This window comes from Superficieibacter sp. HKU1, from assembly GCF_029319185.1.
Classification (GTDB): Bacteria; Pseudomonadota; Gammaproteobacteria; order Enterobacterales; family Enterobacteriaceae; genus Superficieibacter.
The window spans coordinates 4,741,410-4,757,127 of sequence record NZ_CP119754.1 but is presented as its reverse complement, the minus strand read 5'-3'; the positions used below and the strand labels follow the sequence as shown (position 1 = coordinate 4,757,127).

Sequence of the window (15,718 nt, the reverse complement as noted above, 5' to 3'; positions counted from 1 at the left end):
GATGGTCTGAATATTGCAGCCGTTTGTACAGTCGATAACTAAAGGTCCTGTACAATGCCGTTGCTCTATCAGAATCCTGTCATTCACGCAGATTATGCCGATCCCGATGTGATCCGTACCGGTGATGATTTCTGGATGGTCGCCTCCAGTTTTCATCAACTTCCGGGTTTACCGCTACTCCACTCCCGCGATCTCATCCACTGGCGGCTCGTTAACCATGTCATCAAACGTCTTCCCTCGCCGGAATATGATACCGTTCAGCCAGGAAAAGGCATCTGGGCCCCATCAATTCGATTTCACGACGGCCAGTTCTGGGTTTTTTACAGCCTGCCGGATGAGGGCATTTTTGTCACCCATGCCCGCGATCCGCTTGGCGAGTGGAGCGAGCCGCGTTGTTTGAAGGCGAAACCAGGATGGATAGATCCCTGTCCGTTCTGGGATGACGATGGCCGGGCATGGCTGATACACGCCTTTGCCTTCAGCCGTAGTGGAATCAAAAACAAGCTGCAACTGTTTGAAATGGCACCCGATGCTTCCTGCTTGCTGGATAATGGACGCATCATTTTCGACGGTACGCCTTCGCACCCAACGCTGGAAGGCCCCAAGCTCTATAAGCGAAATGGCGAATACTGGATATTCGCCCCGGCGGGTGGTGTTAAACGCGGTTGGCAAGCGGTATTACGCGCGGCGACACTGGGCGGCCCCTGGGAGTACCGTGACGTTCTGCACCAGGGTTCAACGCCAATCAATGGCCCACACCAGGGAGCGTGGGTTGAACTGTCAAACGGTGAAAGCTGGTTCTTCCATTTTCAGGATAAAGGCGTGTATGGCCGTATTGTGCATCTCCAGCCGTTGCGCTGGATGAACGATGGCTGGCCGCATATTGGCGAAGCGCTGGATGAAAAAGGTAAAGGTCAGCCAGTATTAAGGTATTCACGCCCCGCCTTACCGTATTCGCCTTGCGCGCTGCAAATCAGTGATGATTTCGCCAACGGCAGACCGGGCCTGCAGTGGCAGTGGCAGGCGAATCCGCAAGATAATTGGCTTACTTTCGGGACTCAGGGTCTTTCTTTGTGCTGCGCGCCAACGCCCGTTGATGTCAGTCTCTATCACTTACCCCAGTTGCTGCTGCAAAAATTCCCTGCCGAACGTTTTACCGCGACTGTGGTTATGCACCCGGCGTTTCATCAGCATGGCGATGAAGGGGGAATAGTCATTTATGGCCAGCGTTTTGCTGCCTTAAGCGTGGCCCATACCGCCGACGGAATGACGCTGCTTTTCCGTCACGGATGGATAGACGATCGGGGAGAACTTAATGATGTCGTCTTGCCGGTTGCGGATCTCAACGGTATAACGCAAATCGAACTGGGTTATCGCGTCAGTTACGATGGTCTGGTTAAGTTTAACTACCGTCTGGCTGATGGAAAATGGCAGGACGTTGAACCGCAATTCTCGGCTGGCGCAGGAAAATGGATCGGAGCGCGGATGGGAATATATGCACGGGGAGAGGATGAAAGCCAGGAGGGAAAAATCACATTTTCTGCTTTTGCCGTCACTTTTCTCTAGTGTAGGGGCAGCCTGGCTGCCCCTCTCTGTCATTATATCAATCAAGATAGTAACGAATACCCAGACGAAAGCGCACCTGGTCGTCGTGATTTTGATCCTGGTCCAGCCATGCGACTTCCGCGTAGGGCAGCCAGTGTTTATCGACGCGGTACCGGGCGACAATACTCGGTTCCCAGTGGGTTTTTTGTCCGTTAGACGCATTAAAATCGTTCGTATTGACAAAAAATTCCGGATTAAGCTGCAGCCACAATTTCTCAGTCGCCTGATAATTCAAATACAGATCAAATTGATGGCTGTCGTTATAATCCATATAGCCATTATAGTCGTATTCTTTATGCGTCATGTGGTTGTAACGGTAACGGCCACTAAAACTTAAATCTTTATTAATTTTATAATCCAGGGTGAGGTAAGGTGCCAGTTTGGTGCCATTGCTGTCAATATCAGTTAAGCCACCAGGAGTGAGCGTCCATTTTTCATCCAGCGGCACCGGATACCAGCCTTCAAACTCCTGGAAGGAGCTTTTCATTTGATCGAAATCCTGCCCCAAATCATACATCGCGGAAGCGAGAACGCCTGCACCGTTATCAAATATATGACCAAGGCCAATTTTATACTGATTTTTTTCAGAGGCCGTAGTGTGCGCGTATCGATTATCTACCCAGGTTGCGGCTGCCATGGTATTAAGTGCAAAACAGGTCAGCGGTAATCCGATAAGTACTGCATGTAATTTTTTCATTTTTATTCCCATAAGATGCAATGAGTTTCCTTGCCGTAATCCTCGCAAGGAGACAGGAGGTTTTTTAAAATTGCAAAAGCTGTGCCAGAAAATAAAATTCTTTAATTACATAGTGTTAAAAATAATGCAGATCAGGATTATTAGACACTGAGCGTTTTTTGGTAGTGTTTATCTCATTGCAATAAAAACATAAACACTAATTGCGATAGTTATCACACTGTATTAGAAATATCATACAGTAACGGCTTTCCTGTTAACCAACGTTGAAATTCATCCAGCACGCAGTTAGCAAGGCGGCGGGTTTCATTATTCAATGCTCCGGCAATATGGCTGCTGAGATGCACGTTAGGTAAGGTATAAAGTAGCGACCCCGCTGCTGGCGGTTCTGGCCGGGTTACATCCAGCAACGCCGTCAGATCCGGGCGCTCCTGCAGAACGGTAATAAGCTCATCTTCATTAACCTGTTGTCCTCTGCCGGTATTAATAAATACGGCTCCCGGCCGCATCCGGTGAAATAAGTCGCCATTAAGTATACCAATATTATCCGTACGGTGAGGCAGATGGTTACTGACAACATAAGCGCGGGAAAAAGCCTGCGCCAGTGAAATCGTGCGTTTTTCCTGTCGTGAAGGAATAACCATAACGTTCAAATCAAAAGGTTCGAGTAGACGCTGTAATGTCGTTGATATTGCCCCGGCACCAATTAACGCCACGCTCTCCTGATAATTTCCCGGTGCGGGATGGTGGTTCGCCAGCATGGAAAAGCATGCGGGGTGGATATAGTCGCGCTGATTACGAAAGTATCCTTTACAACCAAGCAGTATTTGTGCCAGGCAAAACTCTGCCACTGGCACAGCATTCGCTTGCCAGGCACTAACCACCTTTATTTTTCGGGCCAGTAAGGGCGTGGCGAAATAATCCGTCTTGCCAGCAGCGTAAAACACGACTTTCAAATTAGGTAACCGGTCAAGTTGTTCTTCGGTAAGCGTAAACATCCCCCATGTTGAAAATATCACCTCAAGATTTTTTAAGGCGGGTAATAGTGCTTCAATATTTTCGGGTGTAATGGCTTCGAGATACAGATTACAACGTGCGGTAATTTCATTGATATGGGACGGTTGATAGACCTGATAAAGTTTTTCAGGTCGGCAGGTAAATAAAGCAGCGTGCCAGCTCATGTATGCTCCGGAAAGAGACTCCCCTGCGGAGAAGGGAGTCTGAAGGTTTAAATAATTCCCACTCCTGCCGCGGCGAAACCAAGAACGATCAGCAGAATTAATACTTTATTGGGACTGACTTTCTTATTCAGCAGTTTCAGGCAGCCGAGCACCAGTATTAGCGGGATCAATCCAACGCAGATTTTGTCGAGGATCTCCTGCAGCACAAATGGTTGTCCGGCAATGGTCGTCTTAAAGGTGGTGGTAAATTTCACCATGCTGGCGCTCATCGCACCCACCATCATTAATCCCATGATCGACGATGCTTTGGTGATACAACCTAGCAGGCCGGACTGGGTAGCTTCCGCGATATACTTCGACCCCAGGCGATAGCCCATCACGCCGCCGTAGTAGCGCAGGAGGTAGCTGGGAATGTTGTAAATCAGCAGAAATAACAGCGGGCCAAGCGGATTGCCTTGCGACGCCAGGCCAATAGCAATACCGGTAGCGATAATACGCAGCACGCCGTAAAAGAACGAATCGCCTACCCCGGCGAACGGTCCCATCAGGGCGACTTTAATCCCGTTAATGCTGGATGTGTCAAAATTCGGATTGGCGGCGTTTTCCTTTTCCATCGATAGCGTCAGGCCCATAATAAAAGGCGCGAGATGCTGGTTGGTATTAAAAAACTGGCTGTTACGCTTTAGTGCATCAAGATAACGATGTGGATCGCCAGCGTAGATTTTTTTCAACATCGGTGCCAGCGCCCAGCCGTAGCTCAGTCCTTCCATTCGGGTGAAGTTCATTGATCCCAGCAGGGGGAACTGCCGGATAAAAAGTTGACGAAAAAGCTTTTTCTCACTTTTGCCATCGCTCCAGGCGCTGACGTCTTTCATCTGGATATCAGTCATTGAAGAACCCGTCCTTATCATCTACCGACGCCGGAGCTGCTGCCGTCGCCGTGTGTTCATTCGCTTTAAGCTGATTGAATTCATTGAAGCAGAGGTAGACCGCAACGGAGGCCGCGATAATCGCGATGCCCATAATCGGCAATTGCAGGTAAGCCGCCATCGCAAAGCCAATAAAGAAAAATGCAGCAATGTTACGGTTCCAAAGCGCTTTCAGCAGAATAGCGAAGCCGAGTGCAGGAAGTATGCCGCCTACCGCCGTCATGCCGCGCATCACCGTATCCGGAATGCTTTCTACCAGGCTGCGAATGACATCCGTACCGAACAGCACGCCGAAAAAGGCGATCAGCGCGAACGGGACGCCATAAAAGAAAGTCATGCCCAGCGTCAGACCCAGCGCAGCGCGATCATGTCCTTGTTCCAGTAGCGCGTCATATTTTTCGACCAGTGCGGTATAAACCAGTTTCAGGACCTGATAGACAAAGACCGCCAGCAGGCTGATTGGCAATGCCAGCGCGACGGCGACCGGCGGCGCGGCATGCGTCAGGATGGTAAATGCGGTCGCCAGAACAGAACCCACGGCGAGATCGGCAGGGACCGAGCCGCCAATGGTAATCGTGCCAAGGAAAATCAGCTCCAGCGTGGCACCGATGATAATGCCCTGCTGTACATCGCCTAATACCAGTCCTACCAGCGCGCCGCAAATGAGCGGACGTTCTATTAGCGGCTGGCCAAGCGTATGATCGGCGGTTTTCACCAAAAACATCACCAGGGCAATAAGAAGTGCGGAAGTTAACATGACGACCTCGCTTAGCTGGCGGCATTATCCAGCATCTCAATCAGGTTTTTCACCGGATGAGAAGGCAGGACCTGGTATTCAACATGGACGCCACGATCGGCGATGGCGTGAAAATCCACCACATCTTCCGGCGTGACGTAGACGGTATCGCTGATACGTTTTTTGGCCGCCAGATTATCGGTAATGCGCCCGAAGTTAGCGACGTTCAGGGTTTTTATACCCGGAACCTGTTCTACCAGACGGCGGGCGTCAGCGGCATTATTGACGATAACCATTATTTTCATGCTTTCTGAACGCGGATCGTTGAGGACGTCGCCTGCATCTTTTACCGCCATAATCGCGCATTTCGCAGTATCGGGTGCCGCCATGCGCAGCGACATCTTTTGTACCTCGTTATTCACAATCTGATCGTTGGCGACCAGGATACGATTCACGTCAAGATGCTTGGTCCAGACCACGGCAACCTGGCCATGAATTAGACGATCATCAATACGAACTAAAGAAATCATGGTGTAGCTCCAGTTAGCAAAAGTAGGGTGTCCAGACGCGGGAAAGACGAACGAGGGCTTCAAAGTAAAAATAATCGCCCCACAAATTAGGTTCGTTAATTCCCATGTTGCGGCCAAAGTTGTAAACACCTTCACGCAGCAGGCCGTCCTGCGGAGGCGCGAAATAATGAGTGGATAAATTCCGGATTATCAAGGCAATAGCATTGACGTAGGCCGGGCGCAGCGGATCGGTCAGCGGCAGGATCTTTAATAGCTCCGCCAGCCCGCAGACGGCAATAGCCGCCGCTGACGTATCGCGACAGGCGTTATCCCGCGCGGTAAAAACCAGATCCCAGTAACAGACATAGTCCTCAGGCAGCCGGTTAAGGAAGTAATGGGTTAACCGGCGCGCCAGTTCCGGCTGTGTGGTGTCTCCGGTGTGGTGAAAGCCCAGCGCAAAACCATAGATACCCCACGCCTGACCGCGAGCCCAGCATGAGCTGTCGCTGAATCCCTGATGGGTATCTCCACGTAACGGCTGGCCGTTATGGATATCCATATAAAAGGTGTGAAAGGTTGATGCATCTTCACGAACCAGATAGCGTGCCGCCTGCGACAGATGGCGAACGGCGGCTTCACGATATGCGCTGTTGCCTGTTTCATCGGCAGCCCAGAACAGCAGCGGCACGTTAAGATTACAGTCGATGATCATTCGTCCCTGGCGCGCAGGGTCATTAAGATCTCCCCATGCCTGGATGACGCCCGCCGTGGCGTTGAAGCGTCGGTAAAGCAGTTCGGCGGCACGTAGCGCCAGGTCACGAGCACGAATATTGCCGGTCAGTTTCCACGCGTTAACGCAGGAGAGCAGATAGAGGAAGCCCAGGTCATGAGTATCGACTTTAATCTGTTTATCAAGCCTCTCCTCAAAGCTGTCGAGCAGCCCTTCTGCGACGGCGCGATATTTATCATCGCCAGTGACTTCCCATGCCAGCCATAACATGCCGGTCCAGAAACCCTCGGTCCAGTCGACTTTTTCCACTGCCGGATAGCGTCCCGCACTGGCGCTGGCAGCGGGAAAGGTGGTGGTAAAGCGCGGCAGCATGGTGTCAAGCTGGGTCAGGACGCCGGCAATAGCCTCTCGCAGCCAGGACTGGCTCAGGTCAGGCTGTGGGGCGCTATAGCGGGCATCAAGCATTTCAGGCGCGATTGTCATCGTCCGTCCTCCTGGGTAAAGAAATCGTCGACATCGTTCTGTGGCCCTGGCTGTACCGCATGACGTGCTGCGATAATTTCCGGCAAGTCATTCATGTACTGCATTGCGCCGCTGGCCGCGGCCATCGCATCCTGTAATCGCATCGCCGTTTCGTCATGCTCAGACATGCAAAATTCCATCAGCATAATCAGGTTGGCTCCGCTGATAACATGCGCATGCGGATATTTGACCATCATCTGTACGGCAGTATTATTGACGCTGCCGCCGGGCATATCGGTAAACAGCACCAGTTCGCTGCCGCGGCTTGCCGCCTGGCGGGCAATGTCATCAAAATAAACTGCCAGTTCCGCTGTAGAACCGATTTCGCCGCAATATGCGCAGACTGGCTCGACGCCATGATCGTCCCCAATCAGAAGGTTCAGAGCGGAGATAATCCCCTCGGCGTAGTGGCCATGCGTTGCGATATACATCTCTCGCATTTTGCGTTCCTTAATCATTTTTCAGTTGTCTTCCAGAGGAATAGCAATCGCTGTGCCATGTTTTTAGTTCATTGATTTATATGATTAAAATATCATTTATGGACGCTGGTTTTAGTGTTGAAAAGAGGCGGCATGGGTAGTGTCGAAGGAGGTTGCCAGCCTTGCGCTGGCAGGGGTAATTACCAGGTTGCATCAGCGGCAATCCAGGGCTCCATAATTTCATAAATCATCAGTACTTCGGTCAGCGGCAGGGTAATATGATATTTGCGATTCAGCGCCTGGAAAAAAGTATCGTGCACGGCGACAAACGCCTGCTGATCCAGCGTCAGCTCTGCTTCCTCGCGGTGGCGTACGCCGTTGTTAACCATCACGCGTTCAATCATCAGCGCGATATGCATAAAGAGGTTAATACGCAGATAACTTTCAAAGTGGATTTTGTAGAATGCTTCATACTGCTTAATCACTGCGTCCACTTCATCAATGATCACTACCGGGTTCAGGAAATTCAGGCGACTGGCAACGCCTTCCACGGTAAACAGCTTCACAACCTCATCAATCATCGGTTCCAGCCCGCCTTCCATCAGCAGGCCGCTGAAATAATCGCGCTTCAGGATCTGTGTTTTTTCTTTAATCAGCTGTTCAACGCTAATCAGCGGAATATAGCCCGCTTCCAAATCGGTGGTGGTGATGATTAACCGTGTGCCGTTCAGCGCCGGGTCCGCATGGGCGATCTTCCATTTCAGATCGTCATATTCCATTGTAATAATGTCGATCTCGTCCTGCGCCAGATAGCGCTGAACAATGTCTTTTAGTTTGCGGGAAATCCCCTCGCCGGAAATGCAGGAAATAATGATTTTATTGCCTGGCAGCATACCTGCGTAATATCGGGTTTCGACTTCATACGCGCCTTTCGCGCTTTCGATAATCGCCTCCATCGGGAGTTTATCCTGGATTTTCGAAGCGATATCCAGCGCCATGGCCGTAGTAACATTGTTAATCACCAGCAATTCACCATGCAGATGGAGCTTAATCTCCTCGTAGATTGCTTTCAGCGACCCCATATCCACCAGGATAATAAGCCCTGCGCCCTGGGTAAGGTGGGACAAATGGGCAATCAGCAAATCAATGATCTCGCGTGTGGACGTCGCGTTGGGCATATCGAAGGCTTTAAAGTAGTAGCCGCCGGTAAGCTGATTGGCGATGCCAGCAATGCTGGAGGCGGTAGAGCGTCCGTGCGAAACAATGATGCCCTGAATATGATCGTCTTCACCTGCCAGCGTATGAAAGGCGCAGCTTAACAGCGGCAGCAGTAGGGGAAAGGGCTGATCAACTACGTGTTTTGCCAGCAGCGTGACGCACTCTTCCGCCAGTAAACGCGCCTTACCGGAAACGTAATCGGATATGCTTTGCAGTTCGGTAATCGTCGCCGTCTCCTGAGAAGTATGCAACGCGTAACTCAGGCATAGCCATACTGCTTTACGGATTTCCTGCCCGCACGAGATACCGGTCAAATTCTCCAGTTCGTTAATGGCATGCATGGTATTTTGCCAGACATACCCGCTGTACAGCGATTCGGCAGCCATCATACCGCCGATGGTGGTCAGCAACTGCTCCATTTTCCGGTTCAGCAACAGCACATTACCGCTATGACAAAAATCGCGAAAAATCACCTCGTCCCGCATCGCTTTTGGCAGCAGCGCGCTGGCATCCGGCACCACATCGCGGGCGCGAGCGGAAACAACCAGCGTTTCCCCTCCGGCATGCGTGCCATGAAGCGTGATAACGCCCGCATCGTGGTTATTGCTCCATGCGCTGGCGCACATCACTTTAATCTGGTTTTTTAATTCACCGATATTACCGCGTACCGGCGACGTTACCAGTTGATGCATCAGCTGATTATCCAGATGGATATCCCGGCGCAGGCTCAGCGCTTCCTGCCGCATAAAGTGAGTGATGTGCGCGATGCGTTCGGTAAGCGGACGGGAGATATAGTTGGGTAAGGTGACACGCACCGGGATGCGTCGGCGAAAAGTGTTAAGGAGTACCGTGTCGATATTTTCAGTGGTGGCAAAAATAAAGCGCAGCGAGACCGGATGGCGTGTACGGTTATCTCCCAGTCGATAGAAATACCCCTTATCCATAAACAGAAATAATTTCTCCTGATTCTCCGCTGACAGACGGTGTACTTCATCAAGAAACAGAAATCCGCCGTCGGCATCGTCAAACGCGCCGCGTTTTTCGCGATCGGCCCCGGTAAAGGCACCGCGTGTATAGCCAAATAACGTAGCAGAGAGCAATTCCGGGTTATTGGCGTAGTCTGCACAGTTGAGTTCAATGAACGGTTTATCAGCGGCAATAACACCGCGCTCTACGGCATACTGATAAATCAGCAGCGCGAGGTGACTTTTACCCACGCCGCTTTCGCCGGACAGCAGGATCGGCAATCCGTCGCCCGGGTAATCCACCGCTGAACGACATAATGCTACTGCTTCAGCCAGGCTTCCCTGTGCGCCAATGAAATGTTGAAAGGCATCCTGGTTTTTCGACACTGTGCGGGATTGCGACGGCGCATCGGCACCAGACTGCCGGACAAAAAAGCGGACCGGGCGCGTATTCTCCTTATGTAAACGCCCGTCATCACATAATCGGTTCAGATAATGGCTGATAACGCTGCGGTTGACCTTGATAAAGTCCGCACAGTCCTGAGCCGTGAATCCTGAAGGGCTTTCGGCATAGTGAGTGATAATTTTATGGAACAATTTTTCTTTAGCCGACAGCGCCATAACGTAACATCCTGATAGAGTAGAAATTAGCGTCTAGAAAAAATTAGACACTAGACACTAATAAGTTCATTAGACACTGAGTACTCTCCGCTCTTGCTATGAAAAATGAAATGATGTTTTGATAATTATGTGACGTGTTTCTCAATAGTTTTATCCTTCCTTTGCGAAGGAGATGGTGCAGAAGTGCCGTAAGTTTCACTGCGCTAATTTTGATATGAGAGGCACATACTACCTCATACCTCCCCAATATAGGGGGGTGTTTCAATTAAGTAATAACAATTAGAATTACAGGAAACATTTTTTCATCCAAAATGATGAGCTATGTTTTCTTGATTTATTATTACCAGTTGATGTCACATCTAAAATTGCTTTTACTAAAAAGCTGGTTAATGATAAGTATTCTTTTAATACCTCGGGCAGGAAATATATGAAGCGGAGTCTATTAGCAACAGCCATTGTTTTAACCCTGATTACCGGTTGTGACGATAAGAATTCAACAGAACCTTCTCAGGCAGCGCCTTCCAGCAGTGCGCCAGCGCCATCTAATGCTGCACCTGATAAAACGCAAGAACAAGCGGCATCCGCTAATGACGCGCAGGCCGATCGGCAGATGGTTCATGATGAGAAAATGAACACCTATATTGATTGCTATAATACCCTGCAGCTTTCGATTTATCACAGTATGGATCGCTACGCGAGCTGGCTGAAAGATCTCAAAACGGGCCCTACCGGAAAAGAACGTATTGTTTACGGCACCTACGCTGTATCTGATTCCACGATTGAAAAATGCCAGAAAGCCGTTCCTGAAGTTGTTAAGCTGAAACCTGCGCTGGAACCGATGGATGGTGCAGCCTCCACCTTTATTACCAGTGCAGTAGATGTCGCCAATACCATCAATGAAATCGATAAATACTACGAGCAGGAAAATTACAAGGATGATGCCTTTGCACAAGGTAAAACGCTGCACCAAACCCTGATGAAACAGTGGGAGACGTTTGAACCTGCCGCTAAAGCTTATAATGATGCGATCAAACAGGTAGAAGCAGAACGTCAGATTGCGCAGCTGAAAGCGATTGAGCAAAGTGAAGGAAAGTCTGCCAGTTATTATTCACTGGCTATTATGATACATTCCGGCAATGTTAATGATGTTATTAGCACTGAAAATTTTGATGCCGATAGCGCAATGAAACAATTGACGGAACTGGAAAAAACGACGGCTGAATTTAAAGAAAAACTGAAAGCACAATCGGACGATTCGCATAATTTTAGCATGTTTATTTCTTCGGCTGATGAATACCAACTTGATGCTAAAAAATATATCCGCCGTGTGAGAGATAAAACGCCTTATTCCGAAAGTGAAAACCGGCTTCTCTCAGATGCAAATGGCGGCTGGATGGTTGAAGCTTCTTATCCACGTGCGCTAAGAAGCTATAACCAGATGGTGGACAACTATAATCGCTTGCACTAATCACAGCGGGGAAAACCAGAGGGCACCTCAATTACTTCCCTTCGTTTAGTGTTATGCGTACTGGAGGCCGTTTCTTAACCGGAACGGCCTCAGTTTTTACTGAGTAGCAACCTATAGTTGACCTTCCCGTTATCTCAGATCTTGCCCCGGAACGTATTAAATCTGAGTTTTTGGGAATGATTTCACGAAAAAGAAGAGTAAAAAGGAGATTTTTTTCGGTTAAGCTGTATTCAGGCTTTGCCATCACAGTATGTCTGACTCATGTTCCGGGAACGCTACTCATCATGAAAAATGGTATTCCGCAACTGCCACCTGAACCGCATATGTGTCGCAGTTATGAAAAAACGACGCGTAGCCCTCTGGCACTCTACTCAGAGTATCAGCGTATGGACGTTGAGTTGCGGGCACCGCTGGCAATGACCTATAGCCACTGGCATGGTCAGGTTGAAGTCAACGTTCCTTTTGATGGCGATGTGGAATACCTGTTTAACGATGAAGTTGTGCAGATCAAGCAGGGGCATATCACCTTGTTTTGGGCCTGTACCCCTCATCAGCTCACCAGCCCGGGCCGCTGTAAGCAGATGGCGATATTCAATTTGCCTATGCATTTGTTTTTAACCTGGCCACTGGATCGTGAACTGATTAATCATGTTACGCATGGCATGGTCATTGAATCTATCGCCGCGCAGCAGCTCAGTATTTTTGAAGTTCAGCGCTGGCAGCATGAGCTTACCAGCGATAATGAACAGGTTCGCCAGTTGGCGATCGATGAAATTGCGCTAATGTTAAAGCGCTTTAGCCTTTCTGGCTGGCAACCTGCGTTAATTCATAAAACCTCGCGCACGCAGAAAGACAGCCTTTCGCGACATGCCCAATTTTATGTGAGTCAGATGCTGGAGTTTATTGCTACCCATTGCGACAAAATATTGACGGTCAATGCTATCGCTGAACACGTGAAGCTAAATCCTAATTACGCGATGGGTATTTTTCAGCGTGTTATGCAACTGACCATGAAACAATATATTACGTCTATGCGTATCAACCACGTGCGTGCTCTGCTTAGCGATACGGATAAAACCATTCTTGATATAGCAATGATTGCAGGATTTCGTTCCAGTAGCCGCTTTTACAGTACGTTTAATAAATACGTCGGCATGCCACCGCAGCAGTACCGTAAGCTGAGCCAACAACGAAGACAACATTTGCCGTAGCAGGAGGTATAAATATCAGTAAGTGTTATAGCCATGAAAAAGCATATAGCGCTAAAAACAACAAGCTTCATTCCCGCAGGGAACCTATATCAAATTATTTAACTTCATACATTACTATTACTTAGGGTAAGGCTGTCTGTAATAGATATTCAACTTTTAACTGTTTGGATGGAATTATGGAATTGAAGAGTAACGCTTTGAAAAACAGAAGGCAATTGTCTTTTTTTGGTCGATAATCCCTATGGTAGTAATGCTGGGCGCAATTAGCATAGGTTATTTTGTCTTTAATATTCGTGCCGAGCCTATGATCCTGATGGGGACAGCCACTGCTTCTCTTATTGCACTGGCGCATGGTTATACCTGGGATGATATTCTAAAATCAATTTGTGCTAAAATATCTGAAGCACTCCCCGTCATCCTCATTGTTGCAAGCATAGGCTTTCTTATTGGTGCATGGATGGTATCTGGAACGATACCTATGATGATCTACTACGGGTTAACGTTTATTAATCCACAATATTTTTATATTTCCGCTTTCCTCTTAGGCGCGCTTATCTCAGTGTGTACCGGCACCTCGTGGGGCTCCATTGGTACCGTTGGCATTGCCATGATTGGTGTTGCCATTGGCCTTAATGTACCGCTTGCGATTGCCGCTGGAGCAATTGTCTCTGGCTGCTGGTTCGGCGACAAATTATCTCCGGTATCTGACTCAACAAACATGGCGGCGCTTGCGGCGGGGGTGAACCTTTATTCTCATATAGCGCATCTGCTGTGGACAACCGGGCCAGGATTTATTATCTGCTGCGCCGTATATATTTATATGGGGAGGGGAATTGATATCTCGCCAGATACGCCAGAAAACATCTCTGTATTGATGAACGCCATCGGTCATATTTATCATTTCAATCTGTTCTTATTGTTACCGCCGATTATTGTCCTGTACGGCTCAATCACTAAAAAACCCCCGATTCCCATGCTGTTCCTGTCAACGCTCGTCTCAATGATCCTCGCATTAGTCTTTCAGGATTTTTCAGCATCTTCAGTGGGCGAGTCGGTCGTCAGCGGTTTTAAACTTACGATGACTGAAGGCGGTAATGCCGCTGCTTTTCCCTCCGACGTCTCTCGCTTGCTGGAGCGTGGCGGAGCGATATCGATGTTCAGTAGTTTCGTAACGGTGTTTAGCGCCTTTAGCTTTGCTGGCGCAATGAGTGCCACCGGCTCTTTACATACGGTGATTAGCGCGCTGACCAGAGGCATTAAATCGACATTCCGTCTGGTCTTAACCACCATTATCAGTACCTTTACCATCTGTGCATGTACCGCAAACGGCACGTTACCCTTATTACTTTGCGGTGATGCTTTTAAAGAGGAATACAAAAGAAGAGGGCTGGCCACCAAAAACCTCTCCCGCACAACGGAAGATGCCGGAACGGTTGTCGAGCCTATCATTCCCTGGTCTGCATCTGGCGTCTATTGTGCAACCATGCTGGGAGTTGCGACCCTCGATTATTTACCGTGGGCCATTCTCTGCTACAGCGGTGTTATCTTTGCCCTTTTGTGGGCGGCGACAGGTATTGGTATTGCAAAGTATCAACCGAGTGATGACCCAGAACGTCTGGTTGAGAATTAACGACAGGTTTATTTTTTATTACGCACCCTAAGGAATATAAAGGCTCAGCAGAATTTAACAGCATGATGCCTTTATGATTTTTAATACAGGAGATTGTGATGTCTGATTTTGATCGCGTTATTACACGAGACAGGCGTAGCCGCAAGTATGGGCAATTGAAAACAATGTTTGGTACTGAAGATGTATTACCCATGTGGATTGCAGATATGGAATTCACGACGCCAGAGCCTGTCCTGCATACGCTGCGCGAGGTCGTATCGCAACCTGTGCAGGGTTATAATATGGAGCATCCTCAATGGCGGCAGTCCGTATGTGGATGGTATAAAAAACGCTATGATATCAGCATTGATGAAGCATGGTTGCATTTTGTTCCGGGCGTAATAAAAACGATAGTCTTATCCATCATGGCATTGACGGAAAAGGGCGATACTATATTAACATGCACGCCAGTCTATGATCCTTACCCTAACCTGATAAAAACCAGTGGCAGGAACCTGGTTCAGACACGTTTAGTTGAAAAAAATGGCATTTACGAACTCGACTGGCATGACTTCCGCGAAAAAGTAAAAACGTGCAAAATGTTTTTGTTTTCCTCACCCCATAATCCGGGGGGAATCGTTTGGGATCGGGCGACGCTTGAAGAAATTAACCGATGTTGCCATCAGGCTGACGTAATTGTTGTATCCGATGAAGTGCATTGCGATTTAACATTGCCACCTCAGCAGCATATTCCTTTTTTTACCCTGAGTGCGTCATCAAACTGTAAATCCATTGTCTTTACGTCCATCAGCAAGGCGTTTAATACGCCTGCGATCCAGGGAGGCATCGCACTCATCAAAAATGATGCCTTGCGGAATACCTTTTATCATTTTCTCGATAACTGTTACCTTGCCGAGACGAATTCGATACAACAGGCGGCGATTTATTCTGCCTATACGCATTGCGACAGCTGGATTGAAAAATTATTAAGCTATTTAGCTGCAAATGTGGCATACGTTAAACAAGAAGTTGAAAAGAACTGTCCTCTGATATCTGTGATTTATGGCGGTGCCTCTTATTTAGTTTTCCTGAATGCGCAAAAAATGGGCCTGAGTGACGCGCAGTTAATGTCATTTTTTGTTCATAACGCCAGGCTTGGTCTTTCGCCGGGGATACAGTATGGCCCCGGCGGCGAGGGTCATATGAGACTAAACATTGCCTGCCCGCGTTCGCAGCTGGAGGAGTCGATGAAAAGGCTAAAGGCGGCGTATGAATCGTGCGGATTTCTTCTCCACAAATAA

Annotated in this window: 13 protein-coding genes; 5 read left to right on the top strand and 8 right to left on the bottom strand. The window is 48.7% G+C overall.

The window, feature by feature from the left end:
- The first annotated feature begins 54 nt into the window (after window positions 1-54).
- Window positions 55-1,566, top strand: a complete 1,512-nt coding sequence (locus P0H77_RS22620; protein WP_276160058.1) for a glycoside hydrolase 43 family protein — start codon at window positions 55-57, stop codon at window positions 1,564-1,566.
- Between the two features lie 37 nt (window positions 1,567-1,603).
- On the opposite strand, the gene P0H77_RS22615 is transcribed toward P0H77_RS22620, so the two are convergent.
- The 8 genes from P0H77_RS22615 to P0H77_RS22580 all read right to left on the bottom strand — a co-directional run bounded on the left by P0H77_RS22615 (window position 1,604) and on the right by P0H77_RS22580 (window position 10,129).
- A complete protein-coding gene (locus P0H77_RS22615; RefSeq protein ID WP_346429454.1) occupies window positions 1,604-2,302 on the bottom strand; it encodes an oligogalacturonate-specific porin KdgM family protein in 699 nt (232 codons plus the stop codon).
- Window positions 2,303-2,514: 212 nt separating this feature from the next.
- Window positions 2,515-3,480, bottom strand: a complete 966-nt coding sequence (locus P0H77_RS22610; RefSeq protein WP_276160036.1) for a hydroxyacid dehydrogenase — start codon at window positions 3,478-3,480, stop codon at window positions 2,515-2,517.
- A 47-nt stretch (window positions 3,481-3,527) separates the two neighbouring features.
- On the bottom strand, window positions 3,528-4,370 hold the full coding sequence (locus P0H77_RS22605; RefSeq protein WP_276160028.1) for a PTS system mannose/fructose/sorbose family transporter subunit IID: 843 nt from the start codon (window positions 4,368-4,370) through the stop codon (window positions 3,528-3,530).
- Window positions 4,363-5,166, bottom strand: a complete 804-nt coding sequence (locus P0H77_RS22600) for a PTS sugar transporter subunit IIC (protein ID WP_276160021.1) — start codon at window positions 5,164-5,166, stop codon at window positions 4,363-4,365. The genes P0H77_RS22605 and P0H77_RS22600 overlap by 8 nt, the downstream gene beginning before the upstream one ends.
- An 11-nt stretch (window positions 5,167-5,177) precedes the next feature.
- On the bottom strand, window positions 5,178-5,675 hold the full coding sequence (locus P0H77_RS22595; protein WP_276160014.1) for a PTS sugar transporter subunit IIB: 498 nt from the start codon (window positions 5,673-5,675) through the stop codon (window positions 5,178-5,180).
- A gap of 13 nt (window positions 5,676-5,688) precedes the next feature.
- A complete protein-coding gene (locus P0H77_RS22590) occupies window positions 5,689-6,867 on the bottom strand; it encodes a glycoside hydrolase family 88 protein (protein ID WP_276160007.1) in 1,179 nt (392 codons plus the stop codon).
- On the bottom strand, window positions 6,864-7,346 hold the full coding sequence (locus P0H77_RS22585) for a PTS fructose transporter subunit IIA (protein ID WP_276159999.1): 483 nt from the start codon (window positions 7,344-7,346) through the stop codon (window positions 6,864-6,866). Before P0H77_RS22585 ends, P0H77_RS22590 begins: the two co-directional genes overlap by 4 nt.
- Before the next feature lie 179 nt (window positions 7,347-7,525).
- On the bottom strand, window positions 7,526-10,129 hold the full coding sequence (locus P0H77_RS22580) for a sigma 54-interacting transcriptional regulator (protein WP_276159990.1): 2,604 nt from the start codon (window positions 10,127-10,129) through the stop codon (window positions 7,526-7,528).
- Window positions 10,130-10,556: 427 nt separating this feature from the next.
- Between P0H77_RS22580 and P0H77_RS22575 the strand changes: the two genes are divergently transcribed.
- The 4 genes from P0H77_RS22575 (at window position 10,557) to P0H77_RS22560 (ending at window position 15,718) form a co-directional block, all read left to right on the top strand.
- The gene (locus P0H77_RS22575) at window positions 10,557-11,597 is read left to right on the top strand and encodes a YiiG family protein (RefSeq protein ID WP_276159975.1); all 1,041 of its coding nucleotides are present in this window, start codon (window positions 10,557-10,559) and stop codon (window positions 11,595-11,597) included.
- Window positions 11,598-11,881: 284 nt separating this feature from the next.
- On the top strand, window positions 11,882-12,808 hold the full coding sequence (gene melR, locus P0H77_RS22570) for a transcriptional regulator MelR (RefSeq protein WP_276159968.1): 927 nt from the start codon (window positions 11,882-11,884) through the stop codon (window positions 12,806-12,808).
- 250 nt (window positions 12,809-13,058) lie between these two features.
- Window positions 13,059-14,438, top strand: coding sequence for a Na+/H+ antiporter NhaC (nhaC, locus tag P0H77_RS22565; RefSeq protein WP_276159962.1), 1,380 nt, complete (start codon window positions 13,059-13,061; stop codon window positions 14,436-14,438).
- Window positions 14,439-14,536: 98 nt separating this feature from the next.
- Window positions 14,537-15,718: a PatB family C-S lyase gene (locus P0H77_RS22560; RefSeq protein WP_276159956.1), complete on the top strand. Its 1,182-nt coding sequence runs from the start codon at window positions 14,537-14,539 to the stop codon at window positions 15,716-15,718.

What these genes read in the sequence shown, in the direction of transcription:
- P0H77_RS22620 (WP_276160058.1), top strand. Translation starts at nt 55, where the DNA reads ATGCCGTTGCTCTATCAGAATCCTGTCATTCACGCAGATTATGCCGAT.
- P0H77_RS22615 (WP_346429454.1), bottom strand. Translation starts at nt 2,302, where the DNA reads ATGAAAAAATTACATGCAGTACTTATCGGATTACCGCTGACCTGTTTT.
- P0H77_RS22610 (WP_276160036.1), bottom strand. Translation starts at nt 3,480, where the DNA reads ATGAGCTGGCACGCTGCTTTATTTACCTGCCGACCTGAAAAACTTTAT.
- P0H77_RS22605 (WP_276160028.1), bottom strand. Translation starts at nt 4,370, where the DNA reads ATGACTGATATCCAGATGAAAGACGTCAGCGCCTGGAGCGATGGCAAA.
- P0H77_RS22600 (WP_276160021.1), bottom strand. Translation starts at nt 5,166, where the DNA reads ATGTTAACTTCCGCACTTCTTATTGCCCTGGTGATGTTTTTGGTGAAA.
- P0H77_RS22595 (WP_276160014.1), bottom strand. Translation starts at nt 5,675, where the DNA reads ATGATTTCTTTAGTTCGTATTGATGATCGTCTAATTCATGGCCAGGTT.
- P0H77_RS22590 (WP_276160007.1), bottom strand. Translation starts at nt 6,867, where the DNA reads ATGACAATCGCGCCTGAAATGCTTGATGCCCGCTATAGCGCCCCACAG.
- P0H77_RS22585 (WP_276159999.1), bottom strand. Translation starts at nt 7,346, where the DNA reads ATGCGAGAGATGTATATCGCAACGCATGGCCACTACGCCGAGGGGATT.
- P0H77_RS22580 (WP_276159990.1), bottom strand. Translation starts at nt 10,129, where the DNA reads ATGGCGCTGTCGGCTAAAGAAAAATTGTTCCATAAAATTATCACTCAC.
- P0H77_RS22575 (WP_276159975.1), top strand. Translation starts at nt 10,557, where the DNA reads ATGAAGCGGAGTCTATTAGCAACAGCCATTGTTTTAACCCTGATTACC.
- melR (WP_276159968.1), top strand. Translation starts at nt 11,882, where the DNA reads ATGAAAAATGGTATTCCGCAACTGCCACCTGAACCGCATATGTGTCGC.
- nhaC (WP_276159962.1), top strand. Translation starts at nt 13,059, where the DNA reads ATGCTGGGCGCAATTAGCATAGGTTATTTTGTCTTTAATATTCGTGCC.
- P0H77_RS22560 (WP_276159956.1), top strand. Translation starts at nt 14,537, where the DNA reads ATGTCTGATTTTGATCGCGTTATTACACGAGACAGGCGTAGCCGCAAG.